The organism is Vibrio sp. MM46, assembly GCF_027587135.1.
Taxonomy (GTDB): Bacteria; Pseudomonadota; Gammaproteobacteria; order Enterobacterales; family Vibrionaceae; genus Vibrio; species Vibrio harveyi.
Genome location: NZ_JAPPTO010000004.1, coordinates 135,156 through 159,306 on the forward strand (window position 1 = coordinate 135,156; position 24,151 = coordinate 159,306).

The 24,151-nt window shown below is 47.3% G+C and carries 18 protein-coding genes; 6 read left to right on the plus strand and 12 right to left on the minus strand.

The genetic code is table 11. The annotated features are described in order from the left end of the window. Nucleotides 1–92: 92 nt before the first annotated feature. Both OH459_RS06175 and OH459_RS06180 read left to right on the plus strand, forming a co-directional pair. Nucleotides 93–1,256: a MerR family transcriptional regulator gene (locus OH459_RS06175; RefSeq protein ID WP_050923136.1), complete on the plus strand. Its 1,164-nt coding sequence runs from the start codon at nt 93–95 to the stop codon at nt 1,254–1,256. Between the two features lie 7 nt (nt 1,257–1,263). Next, nucleotides 1,264–1,836 carry a GNAT family N-acetyltransferase gene (locus OH459_RS06180; protein WP_269986044.1) on the plus strand — a complete coding sequence of 191 codons (573 nt, stop codon included), beginning with the start codon at nt 1,264–1,266 and terminating at the stop codon, nt 1,834–1,836. 136 nt (nt 1,837–1,972) lie between these two features. Here OH459_RS06180 and OH459_RS06185 read toward each other — a convergent pair whose 3' ends face one another. From OH459_RS06185 to blaCARB, 5 genes are all read right to left on the minus strand, one after another. Next, entirely contained in the window at nt 1,973–2,401 is a 429-nt protein-coding gene (locus OH459_RS06185; protein WP_017189509.1) for a CesT family type III secretion system chaperone, read from the minus strand. Continuing rightward, nucleotides 2,401–3,384: a YopT-type cysteine protease domain-containing protein gene (locus OH459_RS06190; protein WP_017189508.1), complete on the minus strand. Its 984-nt coding sequence runs from the start codon at nt 3,382–3,384 to the stop codon at nt 2,401–2,403. The genes OH459_RS06185 and OH459_RS06190 overlap by 1 nt, the downstream gene beginning before the upstream one ends. Before the next feature lie 387 nt (nt 3,385–3,771). Beyond that, nucleotides 3,772–4,821 carry an alcohol dehydrogenase family protein gene (locus OH459_RS06195; protein WP_017189507.1) on the minus strand — a complete coding sequence of 350 codons (1,050 nt, stop codon included), beginning with the start codon at nt 4,819–4,821 and terminating at the stop codon, nt 3,772–3,774. 2 nt (nt 4,822–4,823) lie between these two features. Continuing rightward, nucleotides 4,824–5,339 (minus strand): TetR/AcrR family transcriptional regulator, encoded by a 516-nt coding sequence (locus tag OH459_RS06200; RefSeq protein WP_009700062.1) that lies wholly within the window; start codon nt 5,337–5,339, stop codon nt 4,824–4,826. Nucleotides 5,340–5,466: 127 nt separating this feature from the next. Next, nucleotides 5,467–6,318 carry a CARB/PSE/RTG family carbenicillin-hydrolyzing class A beta-lactamase gene (gene blaCARB, locus OH459_RS06205; RefSeq protein ID WP_005452579.1) on the minus strand — a complete coding sequence of 284 codons (852 nt, stop codon included), beginning with the start codon at nt 6,316–6,318 and terminating at the stop codon, nt 5,467–5,469. A 212-nt stretch (nt 6,319–6,530) separates the two neighbouring features. Here blaCARB and OH459_RS06210 point away from each other — a divergent pair, with 212 nt between their 5' ends. Next, nucleotides 6,531–7,862: a ferredoxin reductase family protein gene (locus OH459_RS06210; protein WP_269986047.1), complete on the plus strand. Its 1,332-nt coding sequence runs from the start codon at nt 6,531–6,533 to the stop codon at nt 7,860–7,862. A 62-nt stretch (nt 7,863–7,924) separates the two neighbouring features. On the opposite strand, the gene copI is transcribed toward OH459_RS06210, so the two are convergent. The 5 genes from copI to OH459_RS06235 form a co-directional block, all read right to left on the minus strand. Beyond that, nucleotides 7,925–8,461 (minus strand): copper-resistant cuproprotein CopI, encoded by a 537-nt coding sequence (gene copI / locus OH459_RS06215; protein WP_269986048.1) that lies wholly within the window; start codon nt 8,459–8,461, stop codon nt 7,925–7,927. Nucleotides 8,462–8,538: 77 nt separating this feature from the next. Beyond that, nucleotides 8,539–11,748, minus strand: coding sequence for an efflux RND transporter permease subunit (locus OH459_RS06220; RefSeq protein ID WP_269986049.1), 3,210 nt, complete (start codon nt 11,746–11,748; stop codon nt 8,539–8,541). After that, nucleotides 11,745–13,469 (minus strand): efflux RND transporter periplasmic adaptor subunit, encoded by a 1,725-nt coding sequence (locus OH459_RS06225; RefSeq protein ID WP_009697104.1) that lies wholly within the window; start codon nt 13,467–13,469, stop codon nt 11,745–11,747. Before OH459_RS06225 ends, OH459_RS06220 begins: the two co-directional genes overlap by 4 nt. Nucleotides 13,470–13,570: 101 nt before the next feature. Continuing rightward, complete coding sequence (locus OH459_RS06230; RefSeq protein ID WP_005452568.1) at nt 13,571–14,983, minus strand: TolC family protein; 1,413 nt, start codon at nt 14,981–14,983, stop codon at nt 13,571–13,573. A gap of 137 nt (nt 14,984–15,120) precedes the next feature. Then, entirely contained in the window at nt 15,121–15,534 is a 414-nt protein-coding gene (locus tag OH459_RS06235; protein WP_199479160.1) for a hypothetical protein, read from the minus strand. 314 nt (nt 15,535–15,848) lie between these two features. Here OH459_RS06235 and fdhF point away from each other — a divergent pair, with 314 nt between their 5' ends. From fdhF to OH459_RS06250, 3 genes are all read left to right on the plus strand, one after another. Then, nucleotides 15,849–20,087, plus strand: coding sequence for a formate dehydrogenase subunit alpha (gene fdhF / locus OH459_RS06240; RefSeq protein ID WP_269986051.1), 4,239 nt, complete (start codon nt 15,849–15,851; stop codon nt 20,085–20,087). A 92-nt stretch (nt 20,088–20,179) separates the two neighbouring features. Further along, nucleotides 20,180–21,106 (plus strand): endonuclease/exonuclease/phosphatase family protein, encoded by a 927-nt coding sequence (locus tag OH459_RS06245; protein ID WP_269986052.1) that lies wholly within the window; start codon nt 20,180–20,182, stop codon nt 21,104–21,106. Nucleotides 21,107–21,356: 250 nt separating this feature from the next. After that, nucleotides 21,357–21,728, plus strand: a complete 372-nt coding sequence (locus OH459_RS06250) for a hypothetical protein (RefSeq protein WP_005452561.1) — start codon at nt 21,357–21,359, stop codon at nt 21,726–21,728. Between the two features lie 155 nt (nt 21,729–21,883). Here the strand turns inward: OH459_RS06250 and OH459_RS06255 are convergent, their stop codons facing one another. Both OH459_RS06255 and OH459_RS06260 read right to left on the minus strand, forming a co-directional pair. Further along, nucleotides 21,884–22,747, minus strand: coding sequence for a MurR/RpiR family transcriptional regulator (locus tag OH459_RS06255; RefSeq protein ID WP_005425077.1), 864 nt, complete (start codon nt 22,745–22,747; stop codon nt 21,884–21,886). 89 nt (nt 22,748–22,836) lie between these two features. Further along, entirely contained in the window at nt 22,837–24,108 is a 1,272-nt protein-coding gene (locus tag OH459_RS06260; RefSeq protein WP_269986053.1) for an amino acid deaminase, read from the minus strand. Nucleotides 24,109–24,151 lie beyond the last annotated feature (43 nt).

The window sequence follows — 24,151 nt, forward strand, 5'->3', positions numbered from 1 at the left end:
TTATCTTTGATCGTATCTTTTCCTACAATTCATGTTGACCTGTCTATAACTCTACAGTTTAAGATGCTTTCATCAGCGCTGAGGAAAATTACATGTATCGGATATCGGAACTGGCAGAGATGCTGGGTTTGTCTCGCACCACATTGCTCTATTACGAGAAGATTGAGCTCATCAAAGGGCAACGGTTAAGCAACGGCTACCGCGCTTATAGCGATGCGGATCTACAACGCTTGCGTTTGATCCAGCAATTGCAAAGCGGCGGACTGACGCTCAAGGAGTGTAAAGCCTGTCTGGAAGCTAAAGTAGATCGCCAATTGATGCTAGAAAGGCTCAGGCTCCTCGATGAAGAGATTGAGCAAAAGCAGAAATCACGTCAGCTTTTGGCGGCGCTGCTGGGCGAAACACCGTTAACCGATTGGCATGAATCGTTGGATGAAGTTGCACCGGATGCGCACTTGAAATGGCTTATGACGCAAGGTTTTAGCGAGAAAGAGGCCCTTCACTTACGTTGGTTATCAAAAGATATGAACACTCATGAAGATTACATGGCGGACTTCTTCCGCGTATATGAAGCCTTGGAATTTTGGGGGCCGGGAGCAGAGCAAGACACCTTGAAGGCATTGAGTATGCTACCTACGCAACCTGATGAAATTCTGGAAATCGGCTGTGGACAAGGTATCGCGACTCGCACGCTGGCTCAACATGCACATGTTACTGCTGTTGATAATGACGAACCATCGTTGCAGCGCCTGAAAGGCAAAGCTCAAACTCTCGGTTTAAGGGACAAGATCACAACAGTGTGTGCCAGCATGACAGAGCTCCCGTTTGCAGAAGGCTCGGCCGATGTCATTTGGGCAGAAGGCAGTGCATACATCATGGGCGTGGAGAACGCATTCAAAGCATGGCGTCCATTGCTTAAAGAAGGTGGTATTTTAGTGCTGAGCGATTTGGTTTGGAACACCGATACACCAAGTGAAGATACGGTGGCGTTCTGGAAGAAAGAGTACCCAGATGTGGGCAGTGTCGAGAAGCGAATTAAGCAAGCAAATGCAGCGGGATACCATGCGCTAGAGACGTTCCCAATTAGCCAACAGGCATGGGACAACTACTACGTTCCTTTAGATGAGCGTGTGCAAAGTTTGAAAGCCGAGATGCCGGAATCACAAGCATTAAAAGACATACAAGTTGAATTAGATATCGTTAAACGCCGTGGTAACGAAGTGGCGTATCAGATGTATATCTTACAAAAAGATTGATAGAAAAATGAACGAAACAACAAATCAAAACACACAAAGAACAAACTACACACTTTCTCCTTATGAGAGAATAATGAGCAGCGAGATGATCGCTTTATTTACTCAAACCTTTTCTGATTCTGAAGGCGAAGTAGAAGGCAAAACCATCGGCTCGCTCGTCGGTGACTTACTGAAAACAACCCCAGAACAGGAGCTAAAAGGCTTTGTGGCTAAACAAGGTGAACGCTTAATTGCAGGTGTGTTGTTTACGCCACTACGCTTTGAGAGTGGTGAAGTAGGTTATCTATTATCACCAATGGCAACTCTGACAGAATGTCAAGGAAAAGGCGTAGGACAAGCCTTGATCAACTTTGGTCTGGAACACTTAAAACAGCAAGGCATTGAGTTGGTATTTACCTACGGCGATCCTAACTTCTATTCGCGCGTTGGGTTCCAACAAGTCTCCGAGGAACAGTTCAAAGCGCCACATGCCTTGAGCTTTCCACATGGTTGGTTGGCGCAATCACTTACAGGTGAGTTGACGCCAACTCAAGGCACATCTTCTTGCGTGCAAGGTTTGGATAGTCCTGCGTATTGGTAAAAGAGATAAGGCAATCTGGTGTTGCCGCGCTCAATCCACGAATAAGTAACGCCCAATCACGCGGGCGTTACTTATGCTAAGTCTATACCCAAGTCATTCTCGCTGAAGTTAGCATCTCAAGGTTATTTGGGTGTATTTACACTGAGATCATATGCGGTCGGATATTTGTTGGCTGAGTGTTTTCTGGGGTTGGATCCACATCAGAAATCGCAGCCTGTTTTTCGATAAGGTCCTGAATAAAGCACTCTACCCATGCTTCTAATGCTGCCACATTAAGCATCGCAATAGGTTGTTGAGACCATAAAACCGCGGTGTTTTCTTGATGAGAAACAACGTGAGAAGGCCAATATTCACCAAAGATATTGCTCTTTGCCAGTTGCTCTGATATTGGGTTCATCTCACCCAGCTCTGCATATAGGACCATCCACTCTTCATTCTGATGCGTGAAGTGAAGTTGATATTTTTCGTTGATAAGCAGACTGTAAATGCCATCTTTTACGATTGGGCTCTCTAGACCATTCTTTTCAAAAAAGCTGCTAACTAGGTACTCGAATGTGGTTGTCATTAATGGTTAGCCTCCAAGTTGACGATGCTAAACTCTCCGGATAAACCAAATTTTGGTAGGTCGTAGCCTGATTTATGCCAGAAATCCTGAGTAAACCAGTTGGTGAAATCTTCTTTGCTTGAGAAAGAAAACTCGCCGAAGTTAGGGTCAAAGAACGTCACGTTATCCCCATCTACAGCCGCAGCAACGGCATGTGCATTACTTGGTCCTTCCAGACCAATCTTCTTAAATAGTGATGTTTTAGGACCATTATCAACGATCTTCGCAGCGAGTTCTGCCGCTCCATTTTTGCCACGGCTTGTTTGCCCACTCACGCGTGATAATGAACCGAGTTCTCTATAAGGCGATTCGATGTTATTGCTTCTTAACCAACCTTCTGTGATAGTTTCTTGGTGATTGCCAAGCATGCCATCGGTTTGCAGTTGCGCGACGGACTGCATTGTCTCTTTATTCAACTTGCCTTTATCGCTTGCTGTTCCTGATTGAAATAACTGCTCCCCTAAATTAGAACCTTCCGCTCTTGCCTTCATCCAATGTGCGCTGAGTGCTTCACAGCATCCGCCAGAGGTATTGGTGTCTTTCAAAATGGCGTTTTTGATGCTGCCCGTTACTTGGGAGAGCTGCATGGTTACCTCGCCGTTATGTTTTGCTACTGAATTGCGTAACGAAGCGGTTTTCGTACTGACCAGAGCATGCAAAATACGATCGCCTAGAGTTTGTACTGCTGTTTTAAAGTTTTGTAGCCTTGATCTAGGTTCTGCACTTTGTTCTGGTGTCGCGCTTTTCAGAGATAATGAACTGATCGGTGCTGGGTTGGCTGCTGCAACGTTATTAAGACGTTCTAGCATCATATTGCGGATCGCATCTGACGGTGTTTGTGTGCTCACACTCAAACCACCGAGTTGACCTTGATTTTGTGCTTGTGTAACTGGTGTAGAGATGATTGGTCGACTGATAGGAGAAACATTAGTAACACCTTGCATAACTACCTGCTTTTCGTTATTTGTTTTGTGTGTAGCAAGATTAACCAAAACCTATCAAGGTGGCCTGTTAGCCATGGTCGTTGTTTTGTTGATTTGAGCGGGGTACTGCTTTGAATTGATAAAGGGGGAGTTGACGTTAATCAGTTAATTGATTGGAGATTTCGGGGTCAATACATGCGACAATCACCTTATCAGCATTTGTTTTTGCTCTAAAAATTCATTGCAGATAAGCGGGAACTTAAAAACGGTAGTACGTGTTTGAGTTGCATCGCCAAACAAAACCTACCGTTTTCATGTTGGAGTCTACTTTCCGATCTTCATCCTGAGATAGCTTACATATATGATATCTCTTCAGGTTTCGTCATAAGTACTGCTTCATCATCAGTATTATTTCACGGTAAGGACCATCTTGCCTACGTGCCCCTTCTCTTGGAATGCCGCTTGCGCTTGGTTGATGTCTTCAAGTGGGAAAGTCTGCGCGACCAATGGTTTGATGTTGCCTTGTTCAATATGATGAACCAAGTTTCCAAACACTTCAGGCTCAAGGACGGTACAACCAAAGAAGCTGAGATCTTTGAGATACAGAGTGCGCACATCTAACTCAACCATCGCGCCGCCAATGGCACCTGAGACCGCGTAGCGACCTTTCGGGCGTAATACATCGAGAAACTGTGACCACTGGTCGCCAGCAACTAAATCAATCACCACATCGACGCTGTTGTTGCCAAGTGCTTCAACAAGATTTGCGTTGCGTGGCACGACTTCATCTGCGCCCAGTTCTAGCACTTGTTCATTTTTGCTTGGACTTGTGATGGCAATAACGATGGCACCGCGTGCTTTGGCAAGTTGAATCGCTGCAGAACCGACCCCGCCGGAAGCACCAGAAATCAAGACACGATCTCCCTTGGCAACACGAGAGCGCGTGAGCATGTTTTCTGCCGTTGAGTACGAACATGGGAAAGACGCAAGCTCTACATCGCTCAAATTCGTGTTTAGTTTGTATGCGTGCGTAGCTGAAACCACGGTGTATTCAGCAAATCCACCGTCGCATTCTGAGCCAAAGTACCAAGGTGGATTAATGGTTTCGCCATTTACATCGCTTAAGCAAGGCTCAATTAGAACGCGTTCACCTATGCGGCGTTCATCTACCATACTACCCACGGCAACAATCTCGCCACAGACGTCAGCGCCTTGAATGCGTGGAAGAACCAGTGCATTGCCGCTCCAACTTGCATCCTCGCTGTCGTTGTCGCCTTTTGAATACCAGCCAATACGCGTATTGATATCGGTATTGTTCACGCCCGCTGCGGATACACGAATCAGCACTTCGTTCTCTTTTGGCGTTGGGACAGGAATATCTTGGCGGTATTCCAACATTTCTGGTCCGCCGTGACCGGTCAATAGAACACCTTTCATTGTGGTTGGTAGTGTTGTCATGATTAATCTTCCTTTAGCAATCTTAAAACAGCTTGTTGCGCAGAGTTCAGAGCCTCGTTACCCAGTACCGGCCAAGCGCTGGATACCCCTTCGTGTAATAAGAACAGCTGTGTGGCGAGGTCTTGGCGAAGGCTCTGTTTACCCAAAAAATGTCGAACGTCTTCTTTATGTGCTTTCACGGTTTGGTTGATGATGTCGTGTTCGGGAAATGCCGCAACCGCGTTCATCGACATGCAACCATGCGGTGCGTAGTCTTCCATCCATTGTTTGAGCTTACTGAAGATATGCTGAGTCGCCTCTAACCCTGTTTGTGGAGAGTTATCCAACAGGAAATTCAGGTAGCGTTGGTGACGGTGTTCTAGTGCGGCAACGATCATTTCTTCTTTCGAAGGATAATGCTTGTACAAAGTTCGCAAGCTCACGCCACAAGCGGCTTTGAGCTGCGCGACACTCGGCTCTGCAAACCCAAGTTCGCTAAAAGCTTGTTCTAAATTGGCGGCGATCTGTTCTTTCAACATAGCGTTTTCTTAAGGTAGAATGAATGTTCTACTTTAGGGTAGAGCGATCGTTCTACCTATGTCAACTAAGATCGTAGATATAAAAAAACGGAGCCTGAGAGCTCCGTTGTTAATCATAAAGTTAGTGTTAAATATTTTTGTATTCGTCCAACACCAGTTGGCTAATCTGAGCAATCACTTGGTCACGAGCTTGCAGTGACAGATCGGTGCCGGTGATATAGATACTGATGTAAACAGGCTTGTGATTTTCTTTCCAGATCATCGCGGTGATACCACGTGAGCCAAAACCGCCTGCGCCAGAACGATCTGCAATTGACCAGCCTTTAGGCAACACAGAACGCATTAGAGAGTCAGATACCTTGTTGTCTTGCATCCAGATCTTTAATTGAATGCGAGATTCATACGATAGCGCGTCGCCTTCTAGTAGGGTGTGTAGGGTGTTTACCATGGCGTTAGGTGTTGTCGTGTCTTGCTTGTCGCCCGGTTTCGCTTCATTCAATCTCGGCTCAAAACGGTCAAGTCGGGTTGCTTTGTCTCCAATGGTACGCAAGAACATTGTCACACCACGAGGTCCACCCACACTGCGCAAAACAATGTTGGCTGCGGTGTTGTCACTCATCAGCATCGCGGCTTCACAAGCATGCTCAATGCGAGTCGTTTGACCAGCCATGCGGTCCATCACCGGAGACCACACCACCATGTTGCGTTCTTCTACTTTAGCGGTCGCGTTCTTATCGAGCTTTTCATTATCCATGTCATTTAGCATGGTCGCACATGCGAGTGTTTTGAAGGTGCTCATCATGGGAAAGCGCTCATCGCCACGATAATCCCAATGCTCATCGGTTTGTGTATCCCAAACCGAAACACCGATGCGACCTGAGATATGTTCTTCTATTGCAGCGAGGTCTTCATTGATTTTGGCGGCGTAAGTTGCACTTGAACAGGCTAACAATCCGAGCAGCAGAAATAGCTTTTTCATCGTTGATTTTCTTAGTGTTATTAATACCAGTTCTTACTCTGGTGACATTACCCGGAACTATAACGAGTGAATACTCTAATAACTGTTAGATTCATGTCTTTTTTCTGTAGGAATCTTTGCATATGCCAAGCTTTACCCGTTTTTACGCTTATTGACGTTGTTTTACATGTGAAGGACTAAAGTAAAGTTGTCGATTAACCGAGTAACCAATCATGAAAACAATCCGCAATATCATCTGGGCAATGATCGCCGTGATGTCCGTATTATGGTTTGCGATGGAGCCGCAGCTTTTCTCGTCCAGCAATGTCTTTGAATGGCGATCTGCCATGATCCAATATTCAGGCATTTTGTCTTTGATGTTGATGTCGGTCACCATGGTGTTGGCGATGCGTCTGCCCGTGGTTGAAAACTGGCTTCATGGCATGGACAAAGCGTATCGAGTGCATAAATGGTTAGGTATTAGCGGTGTTGCATTGGGTATTGTGCACTGGCTTTGGTATCAAGTGCCGAAATGGTTGGTTATGTCGGGAGTATTGGCGAGACCAGTAAAACACTCGGGAGTAGGACCTGCTGGTAATTTGTCTGGCATTGAAGCTTGGGTTAGTGGTCTACGTGAATTTGGGCAGAGCCTTGGTGAGTGGGGCTTCTACTTACTGTTGGTGTTGTTGGTGGTTTCTTTGTGGAGTGCGATAAAATACAAACCGTTCAAACTCTCTCACCGTTTGATGTCGGCTGCTTATCTATTGATTGCTATCCATTCCGTGCTGTTGTTAAAACGCGCGTACTGGGGTGAGCCTGTTTACTACGTTACGGTCGCCTTTGCAGTCGTTGGTTCGATCGCCGCACTTTACAGTTTGTTTGGCTTGGTTGGACGTCGGAATAAACACTCCGCTATGGTGACTTCTACACGTTACTTCCCACAAGCAGAGGTGATGGAGTTAGTTTTAAAATCGGACGCGTCTTGGCAAGGACATAATGTGGGGCAATTTGCCTACTTACGCTTTGGTGACGAAGATGCGCATCCATTTACCATTGTATCCGGTAGTGAAAGTAACGAACTGCGTTTCTTAATCAAGGAGCTGGGTGACTTTACCACTGGGCTTTATGAACGAGTGCGAAATGGGGACGCAGTCACGATAGAAGGTCCTTACGGTCGTTTAGCATTTGATTTAGATAAACCGCAAATTTGGGTTGCTGGTGGGGTAGGTATTGCTTCTTTCTTCGCTGCTTTGGAAGCATTAAAAACGAAAGCGAGTAACAATAACGTGCACTTGTTTTATTGTACACGTGGTGTGGATAGCCATTTAGTTGATGAGCTGTGGCACCTTGCTCACCAATCCCACGTCAACTTGCATGTGATAGACACATTGAAAGCACCACGTTTAAATGCTGAGCGTATCATCGCGCAATGTGGTCATTTAAATCAGTATGAAATGTACTTCTGTGGGCCTAAAGCGTTCTCAAAAACATTGAAAAAAGAGCTCGAGGCGTGTCAATTTAATATTGAAAGAAGCTATCACGAAGAGCTGTTTGTAATGAGATGAAAATCGTTATTGAATGAGAAAGGAGCTGAATGAACAGCTCCTTTTGTATATTTGATTTGATACTACAGCTCGATACTTTTAACCATGCCAGCTTCCGCATGCCCCGGAATGTTGCACGCGAACTCAACGTTGTTGTCACCGTGGAAATGCCACAATAACTGCTTCGCTTTGCCCGGTTCTACCGTCACAGAATTGCCTGAGTCGTGCATGTGCCCACCAGTCATTGTCTTCATCATTTCACGATGCTCTAGCTGCTCTTTGGCAGAACCGATAGTGAACTCGTGGTTGATTTTACCCGTGTTCATGACTACAAACTGCACCACATCGTTTGGCTCAATCTTAGCGTCCTTCTTGAACTTGATTGTCATGTCATCACCTAAGATAACGTGTACCACTTTGTCTGGCTTTGCCCCTTTTGCAGGCATACCAACTGCCGACATGCCCGGCATATCCATCATGTTTGAATGGTCCATTTTACTGTGGTCCATCTTCATGCTGCCGTGGTCCATATTTTCATGCTTCATATTGCCATGATCCATTTGGGCAAAGGCAGCCGTTGTAGTTAGGGCTAGAGCAAGAGTGATTAGTGTCTTTTTCATTTTTATATCCTTGTTTTAATTCATTAATAACTTGGTTACTTCCCCTCAAAACGGATTGTTTGAGGGGAAGGTAGGGATTACGCCTTGTTGCCAGTGTGAGCTTTGTTGTCGGTGTTTTCGATTTGATTACCAGCTTGCGTACTTGCTTGACTAGGAGTTGAGTTACTTGGGCGCAACTCGCGTTGTTTCCACAGCTTGAAGATGGCTGGAAGTACCAAGAGCGTCAGTAGCAGTGCCGATGCCATACCACCAATCATTGGTGCGGCGATACGTTGCATCACTTCTGACCCTGTACCTTCGCCGTACATGATCGGAATCAGACCAATAATGACCGTTAGTACCGTCATCATTACTGGGCGAACACGTAAGCCTGCACCTTCGCGAATGGCATCGGTTAGGTCTTTCGCCTCAAGCTTTTGTTGGCTCTCTTCCGCATCGAGTTTTTTGTAGTGCCACGCTTGGTTGAGGTAGACGAGCATGATGACCCCAATCTCAACTGCGACACCTGCTAGGGCAATAAAGCCGACCCCGACGGCAATCGAGAAGTTGTAGTTGAGGATATGCATGAGCCACAAACCACCGACCATAGCGAGCGGTAGGGTAAGCATGATGATCATCACTTCGCCTACACGACGGAAGCTGAAGTAAAGCAGCAGCATAATGATGGCGATGGTGATTGGTACCACGACACTCAAGCGATCTTTCGCACGCTCCATGTATTCGTATTGACCAGACCAAGCCAGCGAGTAACCTGCAGGAAGCTCCAGTTGATCTGCCACGACCTGTTGCGCTTCCACGACGTAAGAACCAAGGTCACGACCATCGATGTCGACAAACACCCAGCCGTTTGGACGTGCGTTTTCCGTCTTGATCATTGGAGGACCGTCTTCGTAACGAATGTCTGCTACGTCAGCCAGTGCAATACGAGCGCCATTTGGTGTCACTAACGGTAAGTTTTGCAGTTTTACCACTGAGTCACGGTAGTCTTGTGGGTAACGAACGTTGATTGGGTAACGCTCCAAGCCTTCGATGGTTTCACCCACATTCATGCCGCCCACCGCGGTCGAGATCACCTGCTGAACATCTTTGATGCTTAAACCGTAACGCGCTGCCGCACGACGTTTAATGTCGATCGTGACATAGCGGCCTCCTGCTACACGCTCTGCATAAACCGATGCCGTGCCTTGTACACCATTAAGAATTGGCTCCAACTGAGAACCGATTTTCTCGATCACTTTCAGATCGGGTCCGGCGATCTTAATACCGATAGGGGTTTTGATGCCCGTTGCCAGCATGTCGATACGCGTTTTGATCGGCATAACCCAAGCGTTAGTAAGACCAGGGAACTGAACCAGACTATCGAACTCTTTGCGTAGCGACTCGGTTGTTACGCCTTCACGCCATTGAGCGCGTGGCTTCAACTGAATCACGGTTTCGATCATGGTGAGTGGCGCTGGATCGGTTGCAGTCTCAGCACGACCAATCTTGCCCCATACGGTTTTCACTTCTGGAACGGTTTTGATCAGCTTGTTGGTTTGTTGTAGAAGCTCGCGCGCTTTACCAATCGAGATACCTGGGTAGGTCGTTGGCATGTACATCAAGTCGCCTTCATCCAGCGGTGGGATGAACTCGCTACCCAGTTTACTGGTTGGGTAGTAAGCCGACGCCATTAGACCTAATGCAATAACAATCATGGTCTTAGGGTATTTTAAGCTGGTGTTCAACAGCGGGCGGTACAACGCGACCAAGCTGCGGTTAACCGGGTTTTTGTGTTCCGGTAACACCTTGCCGCGAATGAAGTAGCCCATAAGAACAGGGACGAGTGTGATTGCCAAACCTGCTGCCGCTGCCATGGCGTAAGTCTTAGTGAACGCAAGCGGCGAGAACATCTTGCCTTCCTGACCTTCTAAGGCGAACACCGGTACGAAGCTAAGTGTAATGATCAGCAACGAGAAGAACAGCGGTGCGCCGACCTCCTCTGCGGCTTTGCCAATTACTTGCCAGCGGTTCTTGTCGGTCAGTGGCGTTCGTTCAATGTGCTTATGAACGTTTTCAATCATCACGATTGCGCCATCCACCATGGCACCAATGGCTATCGCAATACCACCCAAGGACATGATGTTGGCGTTGATGCCTTGCCAATGCATCACGATAAACGCACTAAGAATACCGACAGGTAGACTCAGAGCGATAACCAATGAAGAACGAATGTGGAATAGGAACAACGCACACACAATCGCAACGACGATGAACTCTTCTGCAAGCTTCTTCCATAGGTTTTCTACCGCTGAATCGATAAGGGTAGAGCGGTCGTAGGTTGCCACAATTTCTACGCCTTCTGGTAGGCTGCGTTGCAGGTCTGCAAGTTTGTCTTTGACTTTCGCAATCACTTCACTGGCGTTTTCACCAAAGCGCATCACGATAACCCCACCCACAGCTTCACCTTCGCCATTCAACTCAGAGATACCACGGCGCATTTGTGGACCAAGGTTAATGTCTGCGATGTCTCCTAATAGTAACGGAGTGCCTTTCTCGGTGACTTTTAGAGGCAGTGATTTGATGTCTTCAATGCTGGTTAAGTAACCCGTGGTACGAACCATGTGTTCGGCTTCCGCAACTTCGATAACGGACGCGCCGGTTTCTTGGTTGCCGTTTTGGATTGCCATGTTCACTTGTTGCAAAGTGAGGTTGTAAGCACGCAGCTTGGCAGGATCAATCTGTACTTGGTATTGCTTCACCATACCGCCCACGGTAGCGACTTCAGAAACGCCATCAACGGTTTGCAACTCGTACTTCAAGAACCAGTCTTGCAGGCTGCGAAGATCAGCCAAATCATGCTTGCCGGTTTTGTCTTGTAATACGTAGCTGTAAACCCAGCCTACGCCTGTCGCATCAGGACCTAAGGTTGGTTTTGCGTTCGGTGGGAGCTTTGGTGCTACTTGGCTTAAGTACTCCAACACGCGAGAACGTGCCCAGTACATGTCGGTATCATCGTTGAAAATGATATAAACGTAAGAGTCACCAAAGAAGGAGTAGCCACGAACCGTCTCAGCACCGGGCACGGCAAGCATGGCGGTTGTGAGTGGGTAAGTGACTTGATCCTCGACGACTTGAGGAGCCTGACCCGGATAGCTTGTCTTGATGATCACTTGCACATCAGAAAGATCCGGAATGGCATCAACAGGCGTATTCTTTACACTGTAAAGTCCGCCTAATACAAGAGCTAAGGTCGCGATCAACACTAAGAAACGGTTGCTCAATGACCAACGAATAATTGCACTGATCATAGTGATTCCTCAACCGCCTCTGTTGCTGGCGTTAGCTGTTTAAGAATGTAATCAGAACCTTGTTTTTCAACTAGAAACCGAACTTTTTCTCCTTCTTCAAAACCTGATAAATCCACCTCTTCACCGACAGAGAAGTTCATTTCGCCCGCATCCCAATTCCATTCTGCTACTGGTAGGTGGTTTAAGGTAATCATGCCAAAATCAGCCATCAGCATCGTGATGTCACCAGTTAGCCAAACTTCAGCTGCAATGACGCTGTTGTCTGCCTTATAGTCAACGATTTGGTACTGACCAGATTCTGTTTTCTGCATTTCAAATTCGATAGCCTGACCTTTTTTCAAGTCACCCATCTCGACGCCATCAGCAAAAGTAAAGTTCATCACCATGCCTGGCCAATCCCATTCTGGTACCGGCTGGTGGTTAATGGTCAGCATGCGGTGATCTCTCATTACATCTGTGATTTCGCCTTTTGCCCATGCCGTTTCTGCCGCTGCTTCTATGCCGTTGATGCGAGACAGATCTGCTGACTGGCTTGATTCAGAGTCAAGCATGAAGTGAGATGACGTTACGATCTTGTCGTCTTGTTTAAGTCCTTGTAATACTTCGATTTGTTCGCCAGCTTCACGACCGACTTCAATTCGAGCAGAACGGTATTTGCCATTACCTTCAGCCAGAACAACGCGAGTCATACCGCCGGAGCGAATAACGGATGACTTAGGAATGGTTAATACCGCATCGTCAGTGACAGGCTGCAACGCGATATTGGCAAACATGTTAGGCTTTAGATCGCCATTTGGGTTAAGGAACTTGAGACGTACGCGTAACGTACGTGTTTTAGGGTCGAGGATTGGGTACACGTAATCCACGACACCTTGCCATTCAGTACCCGGAATGGCGTCAAGGGTCATCGTGGCTTGAGAGCCGGCTTTCATCCAATGTGCTTGACGCTCAAAGACTTCCGCATCAACCCAAACATTGTCCAAAGGACCAGCACTGATCACCGCTTGAGCCGGAGACAAATAGCCACCTTCTCGCACGTTTAAGCTCGCGATAACGCCATCAGCAGGTGCTTTAATTTCAATGGTTTGGGATGCTTTGCCACGACGAGTAATGGATTTGATTTGGGCACGGTCAACGCCAAGCGTTACTAAGCGCTCAGTCGCCCCTTTCACTAGCCCTTTACGACCAGTACGGTAAGCATTCAGCAGTTCTTCCTGTGCCTTAACCAGTTCCGGAGAGTAGAGAGTGAAAAGCACATCGCCTTTCTTCACCTTCTCACCCACAGCATTGATGTAGAGTTTTTCTACCCAACCCGCAACACGAACGTTGGTTTGCCATAACAGACTTTCATCGAAGGCGATATAACCAACCGTTTCGATGCGTGGTGATAACTGTTGTAGTGCCACATTTGCGGTTTTGACCCCGAGGTTATTTTCTACTGAAGGATCGATAGTCACCGTACCGGGCGCCTCTTGTTCACCGGAGAGGTCTTCTGCGTAAACCGGAATCAAATCCATGCCCATTGGAGATTTACCCGGTTTATCACGTTTGTAGTTGGGATCCATTGGAGCAACCCAATAGAGTGGATCATTAGAACTTGCTGCGGAAGTTCCACCCATCGCACTCATGTCGTGAGCTGAGCCCGCAAGAAAATGATTAGCACCAAACCCTAAAGCACCACCAACAATCAGCGCGATGGTTGCAACTTGTAATGTTTTCATTCTTATACCTTATTTTCCCGTTTGCGCATGACGCTACAGCGTTGTTGACTGCTCTATATCGGTCACATACCTGTAGCCCCAACGTTTTTGGGAATCACAAATTAATATGTCGAGATAGAGCGAGCTTCTGGAGAAGCCACTTGATAATCGAAACCACCGAGTAGGGTGGCTAAATTGCTGTTTGCGATGTTGAGATCGGTTAGCAGACGTTGTTGCTCTAATTGCAGAGCCAATTCGTCTGTCGTGGCTGAAATCACATCGTTAAACTGCGCTGTGTTGTTTTGGTAGCCCCGCTCAACGGCTTGAATGCGCGCTTTCGCTTGGGGCAATAAGGTGGATTGGTAACGTTCTAAACGTTGGGTTAAGTTGCCGCGATCAACCAGCAAAGTGTTCACCTTGGCATTCATCTGCGTTAATAAGGTGTCTTTTTGTGATTGTGCTGCACCAACTTGGTATTGTGCGGCAGCGAGATTGCGATCTTGGCGATCACCCGTGAACAGTGGAATGTCCATGGTTAGATAAGCGCTGACCAAGTCTGATGCTGGCTCACCCTTCATGTTATTGGCTTGACGATAAGCGTACATAACCTCCACACCAAACTGCGGGTTATAAGCTTGTTCAGCAATCTCTACCTGAGTTTTATTGGCAGAAATACTCACATCGGCCATTTTAACCATTGGGTGCTGACTAAGTTGTTGGTAGTGCTTGGTGGAATCTTTGCTGGAAGCAAGTTTGCTATTCAGTGTATCCCAGTTGAGTTGATTGGTAGCGTATAGAGCCTGTTCCGTCGCTAACCAGTCCGAGCCTAGCCATTCCGAAAGCTGAGAAACAAGACGTCGCTGCATTTGCGCATTGGCTTGCAGTTTTTCATCTAGCTTGCTCACTTGTAATTGAGCGTTGAGTAGGTCTTGCGCTTCACTCTTACCAATCGAATAGTTGGTTTGAATAAAGCTTTCCATCTCCTTCATCAACTTGCGGTTCTCAAGCAAGATTTGCTCAGCTTTTTGCTGATATCCAAGCTCTAACCATAGTTGAGTCATGCTGTTGGCAACCTCAAGTTCGCGAGCATGAACTTGAAGCCCAAGCCCATCGGCTTGTTGATTGGCTTTCTTCTGTTGCAGATCGAGCGTGGAGCCACGTTCGAATTGCTGCATTAAACCAACAGAGATGTTGGTCATTGGGTCGTCATCGAACTTAAAGCTGTCGACAGGTAAACCACCAAAACCCACTTTGAGTTTTGGATCCATCAAGGTAGAACTTGCAACACCCGTTTCACGCATCGCAGCGGATTGCGCTGAATATTGTTGGCGGTTGCCATCATTGCTCAGGGCAACATTGATCAGTTGCGCGAGTTTTTTTGATGATGTGCGCATCTCTGGCGCAGTAAGGTTTGCTGCTTTGGTTTCTTTGCTCGGCACTTTTGTATTTGGCATCGCCGCATTCACCAAAGTTGGAGCAGAAACCAAAGCCAAGGCACACATAGGTGCAGCAAGGCGGTATGGTCTAAAATCCATAATCTAAATCCAGTGTTTGCCGAAACGACGAAGAAGGGTTTGGCTTAAAGCAGAAACAGTAATCCAGATTTATCTGCGTCGTATTGGCACATTAAAACCACCTGCGATAGCTACGCAGGGTCGAATGCAATACAGATTTAAATTATTGGAGGTCGGTACAGGTCACGGCTGACGTGTACAACAGTGGAGGTGACTTCAGGAGTAATTGCCGCACGATAAACGATCGGCAATGCGCGATTGACAGGGACAGGTAGGGGGAGGAAAACCAGAGAACAAGCCGCCGTGCAGCAGGTGTGAACCATGCCGGAGCCTCCACCGCAGTTCATTCGGCTTTCTCTCACTTCACCGTCTTCGGTGATGGATACGTCCATCATTCCGGGCATGCCACAATGTTCACTGTCGTCCATCATCATAGATTGTCCATGATTCATCACGCCATTTGACATCATTTGGATGTTCATCAAAGGGGCACTATTCGCCACGCTTGATACTAATAGCATCAGCGTTGTGAAGAGAGTTAACCAAGTTGTATGCAGCGATTTTAGGCGCATACCTTTTCCCGTGTATTTGATGAAATGATGAAAACCACTCGATTCTAAAGGTTAACCTTAGGGTAAGGTCAATGTTTTATTACTCTTCTTATCAAAATAGTTCAGCCAACCATTTTTCGCATTATCTGACGAGTAAAACGTTTGTTGGACACTGATTCTTAGGACTTCGCGCAAGAAGCTCATTCTTTTTATGACACGTAAAAAATGTGGTTTATAAGTTTTACATCACACTAACTTGTCTTACAAATGATTATCCTTATAGAATGCATGGTTTTACTTGTGCAGATTTGGATTTGCTTTGCTGCGGGGGTTGCATGATAGAAATTGTCATCGATGGAAAATATAGAATTGTAGAAGAGGGTTTAACCCTTTTAGAAGCAGCAAAAGTGTGTGGGGTCGAGATCCCATCACTGTGCGGAATGAACAAAAGTAATGAAAAAGTGCCGTGCGACTTGTGTGTGGTTGAAGTCGAAAGTGGCGGCACTAAACGCGCGTGTGAACTCGAAGTTTACCGTGGTCTCAATGTGGTTACGCAATCAGAGCAGTTAAGCGAGCACCGCAGAAAAGCACTTAACCGCATCATGACGGACCATTACGCCGATTGTGAAGCGCCATGTAAAACCGCGTGTCCAGCGGGTGTAGACATCCAATCCTACCTTTATCACATCGCACAGAACGATCATCAAAAAGCGATTGAAGTGATTAAGCGTACGCTTCCTATGCCGTTATCGATTGGTCGTGTGTGTCCGGCATTCTGTGAGAACGAATGTCGCCGCTCGTTAGTCGATGAGCCTATTGCAATTCGTCAGCTTAAACGTCATGCCGCGGATGCGGATTTGTCTGCGCATGAAGCCTATGTACCAGAAAAGAAATCAAGCAAAGGTTTGAACATTGCCGTCGTCGGCAGTGGTCCTGGTGGTCTAACGGCTGGCTACTACTTATCGAATGAAGGCTACGACGTCACTGTCTTTGAATCCATGCCAAAAGCGGGCGGTTGGTTGCGTTATGGTATTCCTGAATATCGCCTACCAAAAGACATTCTCGATAAAGAAATCGAACTGATGTGCCGCAATGGCATGCAGGTTCGCACCAACCAAAAACTGGGTGTGGATTTCACGCTTTCTCAATTGAGCGAAGAATACGATGCAGTGTGTTTGGCTGTCGGTGCGTCTCAAGCGGTTGAAATGCATTACACAGGCAGCGACCTTGAAGGTTGTTACCTGGGCGTTGATTACCTGAAAGATTACGTTACTGAGCAAAACTACGTTACGGGTCAGAAAGTCGCGGTGATTGGTGGTGGTAATACGGCAATTGACTGTGCTCGTACTGCGCGTCGTGCTGGTGCAGACACCACATTGATTTATCGTCGTACACGTGACGAAATGCCGGCAGAAGACTACGAGATTGTTGAAGCGGAACACGAAGGGGTGAAATTCCACTTCTTGACCAACCCTGCAGAAAACCTTGCCGATGAAACCGGACGCGTGAGTGCGATTCGTCTAGAGCGCATGGCGTTGGGTGATCCGGATGCGTCTGGTCGTCGAAGCCCTAAACCAACCGGCGAGTTCTTTACCGAAGAGTTCGACACCGTGATTGCGGCAGTATCGCAAAAGCCAGATCTGAGCTTCCTCGAAGGCGAAGATTTGTCGATTCCACTTACGCGTTGGAACACCTCCGATGCAGATGAAAAGACCATGCACACAGGCACGGGTAACATCTTCAGTATTGGTGATTTCCGCCGTGGTCCAGCAACGGCAGTTGAAGCCGTGGGTGATGGTCGCGTTGCGGCAAAAGCCATTGATCTGTTTTTGAATGGCGATATGGCAGACATGCCAAAGGCGGCGTTCAACTCACGAAAAGAGAAGAAACTTTCTCAAGTCGATCCGCTTCACTTCGAGAACATCCAAAAAGTCGCTCGTTCTATCATGCCTGAACTGACTCCAGCACAACGCGAGCAAAGCTTCGCTGAAGTGGAGTTGGGCTTTGATAACGAAGAAGCGATGAAGGAAGCTGCGCGCTGTCTAGAATGTGGTTGTCAGGCAAATACCGATTGTGCGCTGCGTGATTACTCCACCGAATATGAAGCTGAGCAAAGCTTTGACTTCTCCTTGCAGATTAAATCACATCAAGATTGGTTAGATCTTCGTGCGAAAGACTTGCGTCATAAGTACGAAGTTGACCGCAGTTCTGAGTTTATTGAGTTTGATGCTAACCGCTGTATTAGCTGCGGTCAGTGCATCCAAGCGTGTCGCGACAAAGCCGTGCACGGTGTACTGAACTTTGTGTGCGACAAACAAGGTCGCCCCGCGTTACGTCCAGACGATCGTCCACACTTTGGAAGTAACAAGAATGGTTTAACTCTGATGGGCGATTCGAACTGCGTGCAATGTGGCGCGTGTGTTCAAGTGTGTCCAACGGGGGCGATGGTCGATAGTCGCGACCGTTCGCAAGGTCGTACTGAAGATCTGAAAGCGGTCGACACCATTTGTACATACTGTGGTGTGGGTTGTAAGTTGACTATGTTCGTGGACGAAGCAACCAATACGATTCGTTACGTGAAAGGCGGTGACTCGCCGGTGAACCAAGGCATGCTGTGTGTGAAAGGGCGCTTTGGTTTTGACTTCATTGGCAGTGAAGAGCGTCTTACCACGCCATTGATTCGTAAAGACGGTTGGTTGCAGCCTGCAAGTTGGGAAGAGGCGATTCAGCTGGTTGCGAGCAAGTTCTCTGGCATCAAGCAAGATTTTGGCAGCAACGCATTGGCGGGTTTCTCTTCAGCGAAAACCACCAACGAAGACAACTACGCGTTCCAAAAATTTGTCCGCCGTGAATTGGGCACCAATAACGTCGACCACTGTGCGCGTTTGTGTCACGCATCGAGTGTAACCGGTCTTGAGGCATCACTCGGTAGTGGTGCAATGACCAACGACATTCCGAGCATTAAGCACTCTGATGTGATCTTTATTATTGGTTCGGATACCACATCGGCGCACCCGATTATCGCTTCACATATCAAACAAGCAATTCGTCATCACGGCGCTCGTTTGATTGTAGCTGACCCGAAACGTGTCGATATGGCAGAGCATGCTGAGTTGTACATGGCGCACCGTCCGGGTACTGATGTGATGCTCCTGAACGGCGTCATGCAACAGATCATCAAGAACGGTTGGTACGATCAAGAGTACATCGAAGAACGTGTCGACGGCTTTGATACCTTACTGCAAGAGGTGATGTCGCCAGCTTACAACCTCGATAAAGTGGAGTTGGTTACAGGTGTTAAAGCCGAAGACATTCAAGCAATGGCGCGTATGATTGGCACGGCAGATCGTACCGCTGTGTACTACTCGATGGGTATTACTCAGCACACGACAGGTCATGACAACGTGCGTTCTATCGCTAACCTGCAATTACTGTGTGGCAACATCGGTATTGAAGGTGGTGGCATCAACCCGCTACGTGGTCAATCAAACGTGCAAGGCGCGTGTGATATGGGTGCTTTGCCAAACAGTTTCCCGGGTTACCAAAAGGTATACAACCCAATTGTGCGTCAGAAGTTTGCGATTGAATGGAACGCGCCAAATCTGCCTTCTGAGCAAGGTCTAACCCTGACAGAAATCATTGATGCGGCTTGCCATCGTAACGTTCGTGGTATGTACATCATGGGTGAGAACCCTGTATTGAGTGACCCGAACCAAGCGCATGTGATTGAAGGCTTAGAAGCGCTCGATTTCTTGGTGGTTCAAGACATCTTCCTAACGGAAACCGCTCAATACGCGGATGTGGTTCTGCCTTCTTGCTCGTTTGCAGAGAAAGCGGGGCACTTCACCAATACGGAACGTCGTGTTCAGCGTGTGAATCCGGTTGTAACGGCACCGGGTGAAGCGAAAGAAGATTGGTGGATTATTCAAGAAATCGCCAATGCAATGGGCAGTGATTGGGACTACCACTGCGTGTCTGATATCACTAACGAGATTGCACGAGTGACGCCTCAATACGCAGGTCTTCGTTGGGAGGCGATAACGCCAAACGGAGTGCAGTGGCCGAGCAACAAGAACAACCCAGCAGGTACTCGCATCATGCACCAAACCCAGTTTACTCGTGGTAAAGGTCAAATGGTGGGCGTACCGTTCCGTTATGCGGCTGAGCTGCCAGATGAGGAGTATCCGCTTGTGTTAACGACTGGTCGTGTGCTTGAGCAGTTCCACACCGGCACTATGACGCGCAAAACCAAAGGGTTGGATAATCTTGCTGGTCCACGTGCGATGGTGAGCGTGGAAGACGCAGAAGCGCTAGGCATCAGTAATGGTCAGCGTTTGAAGGTGTCTACACGTCGCGGCAGCATTGAGATTGATGCCTTTGTGACTAAGCGCATTCAAAAAGGTGTGGTGTTCATTCCATTCCACTTTGTTGAATCCCCGGTGAACCGCCTAACGACAACAGCGACTGATCCGCATGCGAAGATCCCTGAATTCAAGGTTGCCGCGGTTAAGGTGGAAGCAAGCGAAAAGGTTCTACATACAGAGCCTGCAACGGAAGCGGTTCATACTATTTAAGCTGATACGCTACGTATTGGTCAGCGACGTACTGGCGAGTTAGCAAACTACATATAAGCTTATGATATGTAATCGCTAAACGAGCAGTGCGTGTGCTGAGAGCCATTAAATGGATCATGTTGTTTCTACCTGCATCAATTTGGCTGGTGGCAAGGCAATATCATGATATCTGGTGGGCGGAGAATCTGACCTCGATTCCCGCCCTCATTTTATTCGTCTATTTCAGTCTCGCTCTCGCGCTTTTAGTCTTTCGTCGCTGGGCGAAGGCGCTCACCTCAATCGTGATCAGCGGTGCTTTTGTTCCATTTCTCTTACCTGCACACATCAACCGCAGCGAAGCCTGTGAGCACCCACTGACAATCATCCAGTTCAATCTGTTCTACGAAAACCCAGACATCAATCAGTTTATTAACTACTTGCTAAAACATCCCGTGGATTTGGTGGTGATGCAAGAGCTCTCGCCACAAGTAGGGAATAAGTTGCACCTTCTCGATGATATTTATCCTTTTTATTACGGAGGGCAGCGTGGCGTTGGTTACCCTTCTAACCAGATGATTCTAAGTCGTTATCCTTTGGAGTCAGTCTCGATTTATCACACCCCTGATGGGCAAGAAGTCATTCGCGCTGTATGGCAAGTAGATGAGCCTATTACCTTGATGACAGCACATCCTCCTTCGCCAAGAACTGAGCTGTTGTGGCAACGCAGAAATGCACTGATTCGAACCATAGAAACTCTTACTGATTTGTACCCAACACCGGAAATGATTGTGATTGGGGACTTTAACCTATCTGCAGTAAGTCCTAGGTTTAATGAGTTGTTTTCACGTTTTCATTCCCAACCTGTCGCCAGTTGGCCTGCGTCACTCAAAGGCATATCTGTCCCCTCGATGGCGATGATAGGCATCGATCACCTTTGGCTTAAATCAGAAAAGGCTGACAGAAAAATTTGCTCACGTTTATCGTCGAGCCAGCCAAAGGGGTCAGATCATAGGTTAGTTACGACTCTGATAGGACAATGAACTGGTACTTTTTAATGGCAAGATTATCAAAGAACCAAAGTTTCTAATTATTTAGAATGAGGTCAGATTGTGCTACGGCTTGTCATGGAATTGACGGATTCTGGCCGTCGCTTGTTATTTGTGTGAATTCTTTAACCTAAACTTCATCCGCTTTCTATACTGAAAGTATACCCAAGCCGTTCTTATGCAATCAGTACGCAAAAGTGGATCGGGTATAACAAGAAATTCATAACGATAAGAGGCAACTTGCATGACAAGAACTACCTCAGCAGTGTTAATACTTATTTTAATGAGCGCTTACTTTGCCTATAACCGCTTTTACGTTTATCCGCAAAAGTTAGAAACGCAGGCGGAATCGATGCTGATCCAAATGGCGAACCGAGAAGAGTGGCTGGATGTACATGAGATGATGGCGCGTGTAGAAGAGCACAAAGCTCATCTAGAACTCAATGCCGACATTACCTCGACCAACGGTAAGCGGGCTTACAGTGAAGGTTATATCACTTACAGCGACCGCAGCCGAAATGTCTGCAAGCAAGTAGTCTTCAATTTTAAAATCAACTCACTAAGAAGCTACATAATCTCTGATTTGCATGATTGCTCTTGGGGCGAATACTACTGAATGCTGCATCTTGAAGTCACTTGTATATAGCATGGTGAGTAGCTGATATCTTTCAATCGTCCCTTTACCAAGTAGCGAATAAACAAAAGCCCGATGTTGAATATCGGGCTTTGTCGTTTCCGGATTCGACTGTCATCGATATGAGTTACCTCGGTTTAATCACCAAGAGGCTGTCTTTCCAAACCGCCGCGATAAGAGTCGAGGGCAACTTTTAGTCGGCGAAGTTTATCGCGCGAGCGTCGCTTATGATTAACGGCTAACGCCATCGAAAGCACATCAACCAAAGCCAACATCGCGTAACGAGAAGCGGATGGCTTGTAGATGAAGTCCGTCTCTTGGTGCTCAATTGGCAGAACCAAATCGGCTTGCTCAGTCAAAGGTGTGTCTTTCGGAGTAATCACAATGACTTTCACGCCGTACTGCTTGGCTAATTGCGCGGTTTCTATGATGGCAGGGGTATAGCCAGTGGCTGAGATCATCACCAACACATCGTTCGCGTCTGCAGTTGCCGCAATCATGCGGGATAACAAGCCATCGTTGTACGCCACAACAGGGTAGCCCAGACGGAATAAACGATGCTGCATCTCCTGTGCTGCAATGGTTGAGCCACCACCCATACCAATACAGATCACTTGTCTTGCGTTGTGCAGCCAGTTCACAGCAGTGTCGATATCTTCTTCAACAATCAAACTGCGGTTTACATCAAGGGATTGCTTGATCGACTCATAAATGCCTTGGTAGCCACTTTGATCAGGCGGTTCAAGGATGAATCGTTGTCCAACCGTTAAGGTTTGTGCCAGTTTGATCTTCATATCACGCACGTTTTTGCAGCCAACAGCTTTGGCAAAACGGGTAATGGTGGCTTCACTCACTTCTGCACTTTCTGCCAGTTCAGTAATGCTGGCATTGGCGGCAGTTTGAATGTCGTCCATGATCAACTTCGCGACCTTCTTTTCGGCATCGCGCAGCGCACTGAAACGTTCAGTGATTTGAGAGATAATATCGACTTCTAAACTCAAGCTGTGTTCCTATCTTTTACATGGAGACGATTGTGCCGCCTCCACTGGTTTGGCATGAAGTATAACGAAAAGCCTCACTAAGCTCATCATCAGAAACGGGTTTTCACCCAATGAGTGACTTGATACTCATCATCACAAATCGCCACGGCACGCCACTTATCAAACGTTAGACATGGATGAGAGGTTGAGAAGGCAATAATATCACCCACTTGCAGGTCGCTGTTTGCGTCTACTTCGATGAACGCATGCTGATCCATCACTGCGGTCGTTACCGCACTTTCAATAGAGATTGACTCACCTTCGCGGTATGCGCGCTCGGGGATTGGTAGCCCGGCATCAAACGCCACGTCACGTTTGCCAAAGCCGGCAACTAGCTTGGTTGGCTCGGGGCGAGAAATGACATAAGCCCAAAGCTCTAGTGCCGATTCCAAGTCACCACCTAAATCACACGCTGCACCTTGGTTATTTTCAGCGCGCTGCATGACTTTGTTTTGTGCGTCTAGGTAAATGCCTGTGTCATGAATTGCGTAGCAACCTGGGCGAATGATGGCGTCAAAATCTTCTAGGTTGGCGAAGCATTCAGAAACTACGTCATACCAAGCAGAGCCTGCGCCAGTAACAAGAGGTTTAGACTCAATCAACTTGTCGTTTTGTAGTTGAGTTGCGATTTCTAATGTGGTGTTGAGGAAGTCACGGATGTCCTGCTCAGCATTGTCACCATGAATGACACCTTCGTAAACCTCGATACCTTTGAGCGTAAGGTGAGGTTGCTGGTGGATGAGTGTTGCGAGGTCAACCACATCTTGTTGATTTCGGCATCCACAGCGACCGCCTTCGACTCCAAACTCAATCAGTACATTAAGCGGCAATTGATGCTCAGCGAAGGCACGCTCTAGCGCTTTGACGTTTCGGCTTGAATCCACACAGCAATAGAAGTTGATTCCATGGGTTTCAATCAAGTTGGCGATGATGGTCATGTTAGCGCGCCCGACTAGTTGGTTCGCCATGATGATGTTTTTCGCTCCGCCTAGCGCCGCAATCTCTGCCTGAGCCGGCGTTGCAACGGTAATGCCCCAAGCGCCGTTTTCTAATTGCTGCTGAAAGAAAGCGGGAGTCATGGTGGTTTTACCGTGCGGTGACAACTTCACTTTGTGCTGATTGGCAAAACGCTGCATCCAATCGAGGTTGTTCTTCAATGAAGAAGATTTGATCACCGCAGCGGGCAAGGTGATCTCTTCATGGATCAAACTGTGTAACCCATCGGAATTGCACGCAACAGGTTGAGCTTTTTCTCCGTAACCTGGCGTGGTAACACACTCATTATGATAGTTTTTATCACACTTTTGGCGATTGTCTTTCATGGCGTACCTACTTCTAACATGGTCTAAGTGATTGATATTAAGT